The organism is Arthrobacter ginkgonis (genome assembly GCF_039540195.1).
GTDB lineage: Bacteria > Actinomycetota > Actinomycetes > Actinomycetales > Micrococcaceae > Zafaria > Zafaria ginkgonis.
Window position 1 is genome coordinate 653,689 of sequence record NZ_BAABEO010000008.1, and the last position, 12,957, is coordinate 666,645.

At 70.0% G+C, this 12,957-nt stretch carries 16 protein-coding genes; 5 read left to right on the forward strand and 11 right to left on the reverse strand.

Annotation, left to right across the window (positions count from 1 at the left end):
• Positions 1-28: 28 nt before the first annotated feature.
• Together ABD912_RS05610 and ABD912_RS05615 are read left to right on the forward strand one after the other, a co-directional pair.
• Positions 29-919, forward strand: a complete 891-nt coding sequence (locus ABD912_RS05610) for a 1,4-dihydroxy-2-naphthoate polyprenyltransferase (RefSeq protein WP_345149091.1) — start codon at positions 29-31, stop codon at positions 917-919.
• 151 nt (positions 920-1,070) lie between these two features.
• Positions 1,071-2,096: an LLM class flavin-dependent oxidoreductase gene (locus ABD912_RS05615; RefSeq protein WP_345149092.1), complete on the forward strand. Its 1,026-nt coding sequence runs from the start codon at positions 1,071-1,073 to the stop codon at positions 2,094-2,096.
• Positions 2,097-2,122: 26 nt separating this feature from the next.
• On the opposite strand, the gene ABD912_RS05620 is transcribed toward ABD912_RS05615, so the two are convergent.
• Positions 2,123-2,383 (reverse strand): DUF4229 domain-containing protein, encoded by a 261-nt coding sequence (locus ABD912_RS05620; RefSeq protein WP_345149094.1) that lies wholly within the window; start codon positions 2,381-2,383, stop codon positions 2,123-2,125.
• A gap of 109 nt (positions 2,384-2,492) precedes the next feature.
• Here ABD912_RS05620 and ABD912_RS05625 point away from each other — a divergent pair, with 109 nt between their 5' ends.
• Positions 2,493-2,933: a PLD nuclease N-terminal domain-containing protein gene (locus ABD912_RS05625; protein ID WP_345149095.1), complete on the forward strand. Its 441-nt coding sequence runs from the start codon at positions 2,493-2,495 to the stop codon at positions 2,931-2,933.
• A gap of 131 nt (positions 2,934-3,064) precedes the next feature.
• On the opposite strand, the gene ccsB is transcribed toward ABD912_RS05625, so the two are convergent.
• The 5 genes from ccsB to ABD912_RS05650 form a co-directional block, all read right to left on the reverse strand.
• A complete protein-coding gene (gene ccsB, locus ABD912_RS05630) occupies positions 3,065-4,090 on the reverse strand; it encodes a c-type cytochrome biogenesis protein CcsB (RefSeq protein ID WP_345149096.1) in 1,026 nt (341 codons plus the stop codon).
• Between the two features lie 18 nt (positions 4,091-4,108).
• A complete protein-coding gene (gene resB / locus ABD912_RS05635) occupies positions 4,109-5,764 on the reverse strand; it encodes a cytochrome c biogenesis protein ResB (RefSeq protein WP_345149098.1) in 1,656 nt (551 codons plus the stop codon).
• Entirely contained in the window at positions 5,764-6,471 is a 708-nt protein-coding gene (locus ABD912_RS05640) for a cytochrome c biogenesis CcdA family protein (RefSeq protein ID WP_345149426.1), read from the reverse strand. Before ABD912_RS05640 ends, resB begins: the two co-directional genes overlap by 1 nt.
• Positions 6,472-6,545: 74 nt before the next feature.
• On the reverse strand, positions 6,546-7,163 hold the full coding sequence (locus tag ABD912_RS05645; protein ID WP_345149099.1) for a TlpA family protein disulfide reductase: 618 nt from the start codon (positions 7,161-7,163) through the stop codon (positions 6,546-6,548).
• Between the two features lie 4 nt (positions 7,164-7,167).
• Positions 7,168-7,830 carry a histidine phosphatase family protein gene (locus ABD912_RS05650; protein ID WP_345149100.1) on the reverse strand — a complete coding sequence of 221 codons (663 nt, stop codon included), beginning with the start codon at positions 7,828-7,830 and terminating at the stop codon, positions 7,168-7,170.
• A gap of 173 nt (positions 7,831-8,003) precedes the next feature.
• Between ABD912_RS05650 and ABD912_RS05655 the strand changes: the two genes are divergently transcribed.
• On the forward strand, positions 8,004-8,549 hold the full coding sequence (locus tag ABD912_RS05655) for a YceI family protein (RefSeq protein WP_345149101.1): 546 nt from the start codon (positions 8,004-8,006) through the stop codon (positions 8,547-8,549).
• A gap of 192 nt (positions 8,550-8,741) precedes the next feature.
• Positions 8,742-9,503: a hypothetical protein gene (locus ABD912_RS05660; protein WP_345149103.1), complete on the forward strand. Its 762-nt coding sequence runs from the start codon at positions 8,742-8,744 to the stop codon at positions 9,501-9,503.
• Positions 9,504-9,632: 129 nt separating this feature from the next.
• Here ABD912_RS05660 and ABD912_RS05665 read toward each other — a convergent pair whose 3' ends face one another.
• The 5 genes from ABD912_RS05665 to ABD912_RS05685 form a co-directional block, all read right to left on the reverse strand.
• Entirely contained in the window at positions 9,633-10,331 is a 699-nt protein-coding gene (locus ABD912_RS05665; RefSeq protein WP_345149105.1) for a redox-sensing transcriptional repressor Rex, read from the reverse strand.
• A gap of 149 nt (positions 10,332-10,480) precedes the next feature.
• Positions 10,481-10,744 carry a glutaredoxin family protein gene (locus tag ABD912_RS05670; protein ID WP_345149106.1) on the reverse strand — a complete coding sequence of 88 codons (264 nt, stop codon included), beginning with the start codon at positions 10,742-10,744 and terminating at the stop codon, positions 10,481-10,483.
• A gap of 131 nt (positions 10,745-10,875) precedes the next feature.
• Complete coding sequence (locus tag ABD912_RS05675) at positions 10,876-10,974, reverse strand: 30S ribosomal protein bS22 (protein WP_003792170.1); 99 nt, start codon at positions 10,972-10,974, stop codon at positions 10,876-10,878.
• A gap of 127 nt (positions 10,975-11,101) precedes the next feature.
• The gene (locus ABD912_RS05680; RefSeq protein ID WP_345149107.1) at positions 11,102-11,314 is read right to left on the reverse strand and encodes a helix-turn-helix domain-containing protein; all 213 of its coding nucleotides are present in this window, start codon (positions 11,312-11,314) and stop codon (positions 11,102-11,104) included.
• A gap of 220 nt (positions 11,315-11,534) precedes the next feature.
• The gene (locus ABD912_RS05685; protein ID WP_345149108.1) at positions 11,535-12,677 is read right to left on the reverse strand and encodes a 3-deoxy-7-phosphoheptulonate synthase; all 1,143 of its coding nucleotides are present in this window, start codon (positions 12,675-12,677) and stop codon (positions 11,535-11,537) included.
• Positions 12,678-12,957 lie beyond the last annotated feature (280 nt).

Sequence of the window (12,957 nt, forward strand, 5' to 3'; positions counted from 1 at the left end):
ACCCGAAGCCCCAACCGGAAGGAAACCCGTGGCCACCGTCGCCCAATGGATCGAAGGCGCCCGCCTGCGCACGCTGCCCATGGCCGTCGCCCCCGTGGTGATCGGCACCGCGGCCGCGTTCGAGGTGGACGGCATCTTCCACTGGGTGCGCGCGCTGCTCGCGGCCCTGGTGGCGCTGCTGCTGCAGGTCGGCGTCAACTACTCCAACGACTATTCGGACGGCATCCGCGGCACGGACGACGTCCGGGTGGGCCCCCTGCGGCTTACCGGCTCGGGGGCTGCCAAGCCGGCACAGGTCAGGAACGCCGCGTTCCTCTGCTTCGGCGCCGCCGTCCTGTTCGGCGGCATCCTGGTGCTGGTCTCGCAGGCGTGGCCGCTGATCCTGGTGGGCATCGCGGCGGTGGCCGCCGCCTGGGGCTACACCGGCGGCCGGAGGCCCTACGGGTACATGGGCCTGGGCGAGGTGTTCGTGTTCCTGTTCTTCGGGCTCGTCGCCACCCTGGGCACCACCTTCACCCAGGTGCTGCAGCTGACCTGGCCCTCCTTCATCGGCGCCTGCGGCACCGGACTGATCGCCACGGCGCTGCTGATGGCCAACAACGTCCGCGACATTCCCACGGACCGCGAGGTGGGAAAGCTGACCCTGGCGGTGCGGCTGGGCGACGAGGGCGCGCGGATCAGCTACGTGCTGATGCTGGCGCTGGCGCTGCTGCTGCCGCTGGTCCAGGTGGGCACGTACCCGTGGCTGATGCTGGTGCTGCTGGCCGCGCCGCTGTGCCTGGTGCCGTCGTGGACGATGCTCAAGAGCCGGGAGTCGAAGGCGCTGATCCCGGTGCTGAAGCAGACCGGCGTGATTGGCATCGCCTACAGCGTGCTGTTCGCCGCCGGCATGGTGATCACCGTGCTGCTGCGTTCCTAGGTTTGGGGCCCCGGGTTTGGTGGGCCGTATTTATTAGGCCCTGTTACGCGGGGCCGTTGGCGGCAGGCGGCCCGGACTAGGCTGAACCGGACCAGCTTGAACCGGGCCCGGCCGAAAAGGCACCGGGACCAACGGCCGCAAAGGACGCACGATGAGCAGCAGCCCGCTCCGCCTCTCCTTCCTCGCCTTCGTCGAGCACGCCCGGGTGGAGGGGAACCGGTCGCGGGACCTGCAGGAGGGCCTGGAGCTGTTCGAACTGGCCGAGGACCTCGGCTACGACGTCGGCTACGTCCGCCACCGCCACCTGGAGCCGTACCTTTCGGCGCCGCTGCCGTTCCTGGCGGCCGCAGGCCAGCGCACCCGGCGGCTGGGGCTCGGGGTGTCCGTGACGGCCATCCGTTTCGAAAACCCGGCCCGGCTCGCCGAAGAGGCCGCGACCGTTGACCTGCTGACGGGCGGACGGCTGCACCTGGGCCTGAGTTCCGGCTACGCGAACAACGAGGGCACGTTCGGCCAGGCCTACGGGGCGGTCGACGGGGCGCTGCGTGAGGTCGTGGACCGGCGCGTGGCCCGCTTCGTCCAGGCGATTTCCGGCGAGGCCATCTCCGTCGCCGACGAGCAGGTTTCCTTTGCCGCTGCCGGGACCCCGCTGGCGGTCCAACCGTTCAGTCCCGGGCTTCGCGATCGCATCGCCTACGGTGCCGGATCGCTGGCCAGCGCCGAGCGCACCGGCCGCCAAGGGCTGGGGCTGCAGCTGTCGACGCTGAACACGGAGTCGAACGGGGCTTCGTTCGAGCAGACCCAACTGGAGTGCATCCGGGCCTACCGGGCCGAGCATGTCCGCGCCACCGGCCGGCCGGGCCACGTTTCCGTTAGCCGGCAGATCCTGCCGGTCACCTCGGAGCAGGACGCCGCGGACCTGGAATGGCTCCTTGAGCGGGACCGCACGCGCCAGGCGGAGCAGGCCGCGGGCACCTCCCCGTTCCAGTTCGGCAAGGTGCCGTCCGGAAGCCCCGAAGAGATCGCCGAGGCCCTGTCCGGCGACGTGGCGCTGCGGGAAGCGGACGAACTGGTCCTGGCCTTGCCGTTCGACCACCCGGCCCGCGTGGTGCGCAGGATCCTGGCCGTGGTGGCCGAAGAGGTCGCCCCGGCGCTTGGCCGGAAGGCCGTGGCCTGAACCGTTGGGTGCCTGGTTCGGGGTTCCTAGCTCTGGTCCTCCGCGGCGGCGTCCTCGTCCGCCCGCGTGGTCCGCTGCTTCTTGGGCGTCCCGCCGGAGAACTTCCCGGCGAGTTCCCGCGTGGCCGTGACGCGCAGCCGGTTGAAGAACAGGTACGTCACGGCGAAGGCGATGACCAGCGCGATTGCGGCGGAAAGCCACACGTTCCAGGCCAGGCCGTAGTACAGCGCGGCGAAGACGCCAAAGAAGAGGACAAGCCGAAGGATGGTGTAAGTCAGGATCCGCACCGTTCAATTCTAGCCGTCCGGTTCCGGCGGACCCGCCGGGTGCCACGATTCACCCATGGGCGCAAGGAAGCCCCGCCCGCAGGGCGGGGTGGTTGACTACTATTGAGGAATGGTCCGGAACCTCATTTTGGTGGCGCTGGTAGCGCTGGCTGTCACCCTGTACGCGCTCATCGAATGCATCCGCACGCGCCCGCGGGAGGTGCGCAGCCTCTCGAAGCCCGCGTGGGTCCTGGCGATCCTGCTGCTCCCGCTGATCGGCGCCGTGCTCTGGTTCTGGCTGGGCCGTCCCCGCAAGGGCGGCGCCCCCGGCTTCGGCGGCCAGGGGCGCTCCGCCGCCGGTCCGCGCCCCACCGGCGCCCCTGACGACGACGAGCAGTTCCTGCGCAGCCTGGAGGCCCGGCGCCGGCAGAAGGCCCGCGAGGATGCCCGGGCGGAGGAGCTGCGCCGCAAGGAAGAGGAACTGCGCGAACTCGAGGACAAGTTCAAGAACCCCCCGGCCGACTCCCCCGATTCGCCCTCCGAAAAGCCCGATTCCCCCTCCGAAAAGTAGGCTCGGGGAACGGGCCCAAGGAACAGGCAAAAGGAGCGGCCGCCGGCCCCGGATGGGGGCTGGCGGCCGCTCCTTTTGCGTCGGCGGGTGGCTGCTGGCGTCGTTGGCGCTCGGCCGGGGCCCCTCGGCTCCTAGACTCCCGCGTAGGAGTGCAGGCCGTTGAAGTACAGGTTCACCACGGTGAAGTTGAAGATGATGCACAGGTAGCCGATGATGCTCAGCCAGGCCGAGCGGGCGCCGGTCCAGCCGCGGGTGGCCCGGGCGTGCAGGTAGCCGGCGTAGACCACCCAGATCACGAAGCTCCACACCTCCTTGGTGTCCCACCCCCAGTAGCGGCCCCACGCGGCCTCGGCCCAGACGGCACCGGCCATCACGGTGAAGGTCCACATCACGAAGGAGACGGTGTTGACGCGGTAGGCCGCGTTCTCCAGCGCCACGGCGCTGGGGACCAGGCGCATGAACGCCAGCTTGTCCTGCCCGCCGGCGGCCAGGCGCTTCTGGCGCGCGTCCTGGACCAGCTGCAGCACGCTCATCGCAAAGGTGATGGTGAACAGCGAGGACGCCAGCACGGCGATCGAGACGTGGATGACCAGCCACGGGCTCTGCAGCGCCGGGACCAGGTGCGCTACCGGCGTCGGGAAGCCCATGGTCGCGGCGCACAGCATGATGGTGACCAGCAGCATCACGAAGGTGCCCATGAAGCGCAGGTCCTTGCGGATCAGCGCCACCATAAAGACCGCCGCCACGATGAACGCGCCGGTGGTGAGGAACTCGTACATGTTGCCCCACGGCACGCGGGCTGCGGCAATGGCCCGGGACACCACGGCGACGGCGTGGATGGCGACGCCGATCCACGCGACCGAGACGGCCACCTTGGCGGCCTTGCGCTTGCCGGAAGCCGTGACGTAGTCCATCGACTCGCTGACCAGCGCCCCGCCGGCCGCGGGCTTGCCCGCGGTCTTCACCGGCGCGGGTCCCCCCACGGTGGCCAGCTGCCTGGCCTCGGCCTCAAGGAGCCCGGCCTCGAGCTCGCGGATGGTGCTGTTGGACTTGGCCAGGTCCCAGGCGAAGGCGATGAACCCGACCGCGTAGGCGAAGGCGGCGAGCAGCATGAACAGGTCGCTGTAGGCGCCCAGTTGTTCGTTGATTGACGGCATGGTTTTCCCTTGGTCTCCTTAGACTCGCTCCCGGACCATGCCGGGCCATTCCCTCTCAAGGAGCGTGCGAAGCTCCGCGGCCTCGGCCACCAGCCGCGGGTCCTCGCCGCGGGCCAGCAGGCCGTATTCGATTATGCGTTCCCCGGCTTCGTCCGTGCCAATGGACCGGGTGCCGGCGGGCCCGTCGCCCCCGGCCTCCACGACCTTGATCCAGGCGCGGCGGCGGGGCACGAACAGCGAGACGCCCAGCCCCAGGAGGGCCAGCACGGCGAACACCGCGACCGGGGCCTTGCCGGGATCGTGGCGGACGTCGAGGGCCACGTAGCGCTTGAGCCCGTCGAACGAGATCGAGCCCTTCCCCTCCGGCAGGTCGTAGGACGTGCCCGCGTCCAGCACGATGCCGCCGGCGTCGAGGTTGCGGTTGTTCAGCTCCGTCAGCGTGGAGGGGTCCAGCACGTACACGTTCTGCGGGTCCCCAGCATCCAGCCCCAGGTCCCCGTAGTAGGAGTTCAGGCTCAGCTGCGGGATAGTGGCGGAGGGGTCCGCGGAGAAGGACACCCCGTCCTCGCCCATCACGGCGGTCGGCAGGAAGAAGCCCACGAAGCCGAGCTGGTCCGGACGGGCGTCGGGGACCTTGATGACCACCAGGGAGGTGTACGCGCCGTCCTGCGGGACGCCGATCACCGGCCCCTGGAACGCCACGTCGCCGTTGCCGTCGCGCACCGTCACCACCGGCGCGTAGCCGTTGCCGACCAGGTACACAGCGGCTCCGCCGATGCGCACCGGGTGGTTCACCTTCAGCTGCGTCTGCTGGGCCTCGGCCCCGGGCTTGTCAGTGGTGGTCACGCTGGCCGTGAAGTCGATCGGCTGGCCGAAGTGCGTGCTGGATTCGCGGTCGAACTCCACCTCGAACTTGTCCAGGCCGATGGAGAACGGCACCAGCGAATCCTCGCTGAAGTTGGTGCCCGGGCTGAAGGAGTCGTAGGAGACCAGCGTGTTGACGAAGGACTCCCCCTCCACCAGCAGGCGCTGCCCGCTGTACCCGAACATGCCGCCGATCGCGACCGATCCCAGCACCCCGATCAGCGAGACGTGGAAGACCAGGTTGCCGATTTCGCGCAGGTAGCCGCGCTCGGCCCCCACGGACGGGGCCGGTCCGTCGGGGCGGGCCTCGACGCGGTAGCCGCGCTTCTTGAGCAGTTCCGCGGCGCGCTGCACGACGGCGGCGGAGGAAGGCCCGCCGTCGTCCTCCGCGGGCAGCGCGAGGGTGCCGTGCTCGGGCAGCCGCGACAGGCGCGTGGGCGTGCGCGGCGGCGGGGTGCGCAGCGCCTTCGCGTGCTTCTGCGCGCGCGGGATGACGCAGCCGATCAGCGAGATGAACAGCAGCAGGTAGACGGCGGAGAACCACGCCGAGGAGTACACGTCGAACAGCTGGAAGCGGTCCAGCCACTCCCCCAGCTCGGGGTTGTTCGCCAGGTACTGGGTGACCTGCTCCGGGTTGACCGGGCGCTGCGGGAACAGCGAACCGGGCACCGCGGCGACGGCCAGCAGCAGCAGCAGGAACAGCGCCGTGCGCATGCTGGTCAGCTGGGTCCAGGCCCAGCGCAGCATGCCCAAGGGGCCCAGCGCGGGGACGGCGACGTCCGCGGTCTTCGCGGCGTTTTTCTTTACCATCAGATGGGCAACCTCACCTCGTTGGCGAACCAGTCTTGCAGCTGCGTGACCCAGCCGCCCCACAGGCCGGTGGCCATCAGGATGCCGAGGACGATCAGCAGCGAGCCGCCCACCCGCATGACCGCGAGCTGGTGGCGGCGGAAGAAGGCCAGGGCCCCGATCCCGCGCCGGAAGCCCACGGCGATCAGCAGGAACGGCAGCCCCAGCCCCAGGCAGTAGGCGAACGTCAGCAGCCCGCCCTTGGCCGGATCGGGGTTGGCTCCGCTGCTCAGCGCCAGCACGGCGGCGAGCGTGGGGCCGATGCACGGGGCCCAGCCAAGGCCGAAGGTGATCCCCAGCACCGGCGCGCCCCACAGCCCGGCGGGCGGGCGCTTGTGGATCTTGCGGTCGGTCTGGAACCAGGACAGGCCGCCCATGAACACGATGCCCATCACGATCACCACGGCGCCCAGCGCCTGGGTGACCCACGCGCCCTGGAAGCGGAGCCAGATGGACAGCTGCGCGAACAGCACGCCGGCGAGCATGAACACCGCGGTGAAGCCGAGCACGAACAGCCCGATTCCGGCCACCATCCGCCCGCGCCGCTGCTCGGCGAGGTCGGCGCCGGTCAGCCCGGTGACGTACCCGAGATACCCGGGCACCAGCGGCAGCACGCAGGGCGAGAGGAAGGAGACGAGTCCGGCCAGCAGGGCCACGGGCGCGGCCATCAGGAGGGAACCGTCCTGGACCAGTTCGGCGAAGGGGTTGGCCTGGGCGGCGACCGTCACCAGCGCGGCGGCGCTCACGCCGCTTCGGCGACGCGGTCGCCGATCAGGGCCTTGAGCGTGCCCTTGTCCACGGCGCCAAGGACGCGTGCCGCCACGCGCCCCTGCTTGTCCAGCACCAGGGTGGTCGGCACCGCCTGCGGCGGCACGTACTTGGTCAGCGCCAGCAGGATTGAACCGTCCTTGTCCGGCATGGACGGGTACGGGATCCCGAAGCTGCGCTCGAACGCCTCGGCGGTGGCCCGCTCGTCGCGCACGTTGACGCCGATGAACTGCACGCCCTGGCCGGTGAACGCCTCGGCCAGCTCCTTCATGTGCGGGGCCTCGACGCGGCACGGCGCGCAGGCGGCGTACCAGAAGTTCAGGACGGTGACCTGCCCGGCCCAGTCCGCGGAGTCCACCGCGGTGCCGTTGTAGAGGGTTCCGGCCACCTTGACCGCTTCGCCGCGGGAGTCCGCGGCGTACGTCTCCACCGCGCCGTCGCCGGCGATGTAGTTCTTGTTGTTGCCTTCGCGCGCCTGCGCGGCCAGCGGATCCTCGCTGGCGCAGGCGGCCAGCGGAAGCGCGGCGGCAAGCACGACGGCGGCGCGCAGCAATGCGCGCCGGCTCGGCTGCGAGGGGACGGGAAGGGGCATCGGGCTAGGCTCCAGGGATGTTCGCGGCGCCGGCCAGCAGGTCGGCACTCGGTTCTTCGTAGCGGACGTCGACCAGTCGATCCCCCTCGAATACAAGACTGGTCACGGAGGTGAGAGTGCATTCCCGCTTGCGCGGGTCGTGCCACAGGGGCTTGCCCTCGGCAGCGCGTCGGGTGACCCAGATGGGCAGCTGGTGGCTCACCAGCACGGCCTCCGCCCCGGGGCCGCCGATTTCGACGGCGCGGTCGCGCAGGTCGCGCACCGCCTCCATCATCCGTTCCACCTGAGCGGAGTACGGCTCCCCCCACGACGGACGGAGCGGATTGACCAGGTAGGGCCAGTGCCGCGGGCGCTTGAGCTGGCTCCCGATCCGGGACAGGCCCTCGAAGTGGTTGGTGGCCTCGATGATGCGCGGCTCGGTGACGATTTCCAGGCCCAGCGCCGCGGCCGTGGGCGCGGCCGTCTCCTGCGCGCGGTCCAGCGGGGAGGCCGCCAGCAGCACGATCTTCGCCCCGGCCTTGCGGCGGGCGGTGAAATGCTCCGCGGCGCGCTGGGCCATCGTGCGCCCGAGGTCGGACAGGTGGAACTCCGGGAGCCGGCCGTAGAGCACCCTGTCCGGGTTGTGAACTTCCCCATGGCGCAGGAGATGGACGGTGGCAAGAGGCATGGTTCCAGTGTCTCAAACGATCGGGAAAGAGCCTAAAACGGGCCGGTGACAACCATCACGCGAACTTTTCGTTAAATCTTCAAGAAAGGTCTAGATATATGCGTTTGCATTCAATAGTCTGTTGGTGACGGGTTGAACGGCCCCGATCCCCACCCACCGCATAAGGAGAACCCATGAGCATCCCCGCAGGCCTGACTACCGGCGTCTGGAACCTCGACATCGCGCACTCCGAGATCGGATTCACCGTCCGCCACGCGGGCATCAGCAAGGTCCGTGGCAAGTTCACCGAGGCCGAGGCGACCATCAAGGCCGCCGATTCGCTTGAGGCCTCCGTGCTGCAGGCGACGGTCCGGTCCGCGTCCTTCAACTCCGGTGACGCCAACCGCGACGCGCACGTCAAGGGCCCGGACTTCTTCGACGTCGAGAAGTTCCCGACCCTGGAGTTCACGGGCACCGACATCACCGGCGGCGGCGAGGACTACACCCTGGCCGGCAACCTGACCATCCACGGCGTCACCCTCCCGGTCGAGTTCCAGGTCGAGTTCAACGGCGTGACCGTCGACCCGTTCGGCGCCACCCGCGCCGGGTTCTCCGCCGAGACCACCATTTCCCGCAAGGACTTTGGACTCACCTGGAACGCGGCCCTGGAGGCCGGCGGGGTGCTGGTCAGCGACAAGGTGAAGATCACCCTGGACGTCGCCTTCGTCAAGGAGTCCTAGGCCACCTTCCGCGGCACCACCCTCCACCACCACCTCTTCAGCGGCCGCGCCGCCGGGACCTCCGGCGGCGCGGCCGCCGTCGTTTCCTGTCCGGCCCGGGACGGGACGAAAATCAGCCTTCTTGATGACGGCGCGGCGCGGGGACCAGCGGATATCGTGAAACGGACAGCCCTTGCCGGACCAGGAGGAACCATGAGCACCCCGGACGACACCCCGCAGGTCCCGGAACAACCCCGGTATGGCCAGCGCCTGCCGGACGGCGGCCAGCCCGCCCAGCCGCAGGACCCGCAGGCCCCGCAATCCCCGCAGGCCCCCTACGGGCAACCGCAATACGGACAGCCCCAGCCCGGACAACCCCCGTACGGACAGTCGCCCTATGGCCAGTCCCCGTACGGGCAGCCGCAGGCCCCCTACGGCCAGCCGCCGTACGGCTACCAGGCCCCGCAGCCGGGCCAGTACGGCTTTGGCGGCCCGGCGACGCCGGTGGAACGCCCGAAGCAGCTGAACATTGCCTTCTGGCTCATCCTTGCCGCCGGCGCCCTGACCCTGGTCTCCGGCCTGGTGGTGGCGATGGTTCCCTCCGACGTGCTGCTGGGCATGATCGAAGGCACCCTGCGCGGCCAGGATGCGGCGACGTACGCGGAGATGCAGGCCCAGATGGAGGCGGCCGGCGTGACCTTCGCTTCCATGATCGGCATGTTCAAGACCCTTGCCGTGGTCTTCGCCGTGATCGGCGCCGGCCTCTACGCCCTGATCGCGTTCTTCATCCGCAAGGGCAGCAACGGCGCCCGCATCACCGGAACCGTGCTGGCCGCCCTGTCGCTGTTCGGCCTACTGGGGGCCGACCCGCTGACCGCGGCCGTGATCGTGCTGGGCGTCGCCGGCATCGTGCTGGCCTGGCTGAAGCCCTCGAGCGACTACATCGCCGCGAAGAAGGCCGGCCTGGCCAAATAGCCTCGCCAAGTAGCCCTGCCAAGTAGCCCTGCCAAGCAGCAGGCCAACAACGGTGTCCGCTTCCCCCACGGGATGCGGACACCGCCGTTTAAGGGGCGCCGCCGCCCAGGGCCGGCGCGGAACGGGCCCTTACGGCCGCTGCAGGCCCGTCTGGCCGGCCTGCTGGGCGTGGTAGGCCAGGATCTGCAGTTCCGTGGCCAGGTCGACCTTCCGCAGCGTCACGCCCTCGGGAACCTGCAGCACCACCGGCGCGAAGCTCAGGATGCTGCGCACCCCGATGCGGACCAGCCTGTCGGCCAGTTCCTGGGCCACCGGTCCGGGAACGGCCAGCACTGCCATGTTGGTCCGGGTGAACGTGAGGACGTCCTCCAGGAAGGCGACGTTGGCCACGCGCAGACCGTTCACGTCCCGCCCAATGAGGTCCGGGCTGGCGTCGAAGAGCGCCACCACCGAGAAGCCGCGGTTGCGGAATCCGCCGTACCCGGACAGCGCACGGCCCAGGTTGCCGGCACCGATGATGGAGACGCGCCACTCGTGGGTCAGCCCCAGGCATTCGGTGATGCGTTGGGCCAGGACCTCGGTCTCGTAACCCACCCCGCGAGTGCCGTAGGACCCCAGCAGGGACAGGTCCTTGCGCAGGATCGCCGAATTGACCCCGGCGGCCTCGGCCAGCACCTCGGAGGAGGCGCTGGAACGCCCCGCGTCACGCAGTTCGGTCAGCGCACGCAGGTACTGCGTCAGGCGGACCAGGGTGGCTTCCGGCAGGTGCCGCGCCGCGGCGGGACCGGTCTCCGCGGGGGGCTGTGCCGGCCCTTTGCTGCGTGGCATGCTCGACCGCTCCTCGTGCTGGTTGGATAGTCAACTCTAGGCCGACGCGGGGCCGGCCCCAAAAATAAAAGACGCGCCGCGCAGGACGCAACCGGCCGGGCCGTTTGAGGCCCACGACCGGTCCGCTTCAGGCCTGCGGCGCTGTGCTTTCAGGCCTGCGGCGCCGTGAGCAGGCCCTCGAGGCGCTGCGGGTCGATGACCCAGAAATCGCGAACGGTTCCGTCCACGAGCAGCACCGGGACCTCCTCCGAATGCCGGGCCAGGAGTTCCGGATCGTCGTCGATCCGCCGTTCGGCCCACGCCACGCCCAGCCTGCCGGCCACGGCGGCCACCGTTTCCCGGGCGGCCTCGCACAGGTGGCAACCGGGACGGGTCAGCAGGAGGACACGGGGTTCGGTGGCGGAGGAATCCATGCCTCCACGGTACCGGCTCCCCCTGCCGTCCGGGGCAGGCCGGGAGACAAAACGACGGCGGGGCCGCACCTCTCGCTTCGAAAGGTGCGGCCCCGCCGTCGTGCCTTGATCCGGCTTGTGCCGGAGCGCGGCTACTTCTTGTTGCGGCGCTGGTGGCGGGTCTTGCGAAGCAACTTGCGGTGCTTCTTCTTGGCCATACGCTTGCGGCGCTTCTTGATAACAGAGCCCATAGTGGTTCCTCACTGTCTATATGTGCCGACTACTTTCCGGCACCAAAAGCAACCGATCGCAGCCAACTGGACGTCAAACGTTCCTTAACAGGTTACCTGCTTCTGCAGGCGTGTCAGACCACGGGCCTCAGGCGGTCTCCGAGGCCCCATCCACACGTGCCGTGCGCAGGTATTCCTCGACGGCGGTCTCCGGAACGCGGTAGGAGCGCCCGAAGCGGACGGCGGGGAGGTCGCCCGAGTGCACCAGCCGGTACACGGTCATCTTCGACACGCGCATGACCTCGGCGACCTCGGCAACCGTCATGAAGTGCGCGTTCGCGAAATTCCCAGCGTCTGCCATCCCCGATCCACTCCTGACTTGGACAACACGGCCCATCGATGAACGACGGGTGCGTTGACTCTACGCACCGGTTGGCGCGCAGCAGGCGATGCCGTCTGGCTAGTCACTCTAGTGGCTGGAGGGGTGAAAGTGAAAGCCCTGACCGCTCCGTGGACCCGCTTTACGCAGGTCCCGCACCGGGCCCCCGACCGGGGCCGGGGACCGTCCGCCCAAGCCCCTCCTACGCGCCGCCGCGTCCGGCACGCACCGCGGCCGCGAGGGTCTCCAGCGCGGTTTCGGTCGCCTCCCAGCCCATGCAGGCGTCGGTGACGGACTGGCCGTAGACCAGGCCCTCGAGCACGGGGTTCTCCCGCGGACCGCGGGCCGCGTCCGGGGCGGGGACCTCAAGCTTCTGCGCCCCCGGAACCAGGAAGCTCTCCGCCATGAGGCCGGCGATGCCCGGCTCGCCGGCGGCAAGGCGGGCGGCGAGCTCGTCGATGACCTCCGCCTGGCGGACATGGGACTTTCCGGAGTTCGCGTGGCTGGCGTCCACGATGACGCGGGGGTTCAGCCCGGCCGCCCCCATCCGCTCCGAGGCGGCCGCGATGTCCCCGGCGGAGTAGTTCGGTCCCGCCGCGCCGCCGCGCAGGATCAGGTGCACGTCGGTGTTGCCGCGGGTCTGCACCATGCTGGCGCGCCCCTCGGCGTCGATGCCCAGGAAGGACTGCGGGGCGGCCGCGGCGCCGCAGGCGTCCACGGCGACCTGCAGGCCGCCGTCGGTGCCGTTCTTGAAGCCGACCGGCATCGACAGCCCGGACACCAGCTGGCGGTGGATCTGGCTCTCGGTGGTGCGGGCACCGACCGCGCCCCACGCGACCAGGTCCGCCAGGTACTGCGGGCTGATGGGCTCCAGGAACTCGGTGGCCGTGGGCAGGCCCAGTTCTCCGACCTCCAACAGGAAGCGCCGGGCGGCGCGCAGGCCGGCGGCGATGTCATGGCTTCCGTCCAGGGCGGGATCGTTGATCAGGCCCTTCCAGCCGACCGTGGTGCGTGGCTTCTCGAAGTAGGTGCGCATGACCACCAGCAGTTCGCCGCGGTGGCGCTGCGCCACCCCTGCGAGCCGGGCCGCGTAGTCCAGTCCGGCCTGCGGATCGTGGATGGAGCAGGGGCCAACGACGACCAGCAGGCGCGGGTCAACGCCGTCGAGCACGGCACGGATCTCCTGGCGGGCCCGGCCGACGCGGTACTGCAGCGCCTCCGAGGGGGCGAGCTCCTCGCGCACCCGAGCGGGGCTCGGCAGCGGGGCGAAGCCGGCCACGCGCTCGTCGGAGTTGGGTGTGCGCTGGATGGTGTCGAGCATTTCGGTGGCGGAAACGGCGTTCATCGGATCTCTTTCGTTGGCAGCGGCTGCGGTGGTCGGCGGCCGGCCGGATCCGTGGTCCTTCAGGCCGCCTGGAAATGGCGAAGGGCCGGGAGCATGATGCTCCGGCCCTTGTCGGCTCTGAAGGTGGGTATGCGCGATTACCTTGCGGCGGGCCCCTCCAGAGCCGACACAAAATACGCATACCAACGGGTGTTCATGGCCCCCACGGTACGCCTGTTGCGCGCGCTGCCCAAAACCGGCGCCGCGCGCGGCGTAACGAAAGGCCGCGGACGACGGCGGC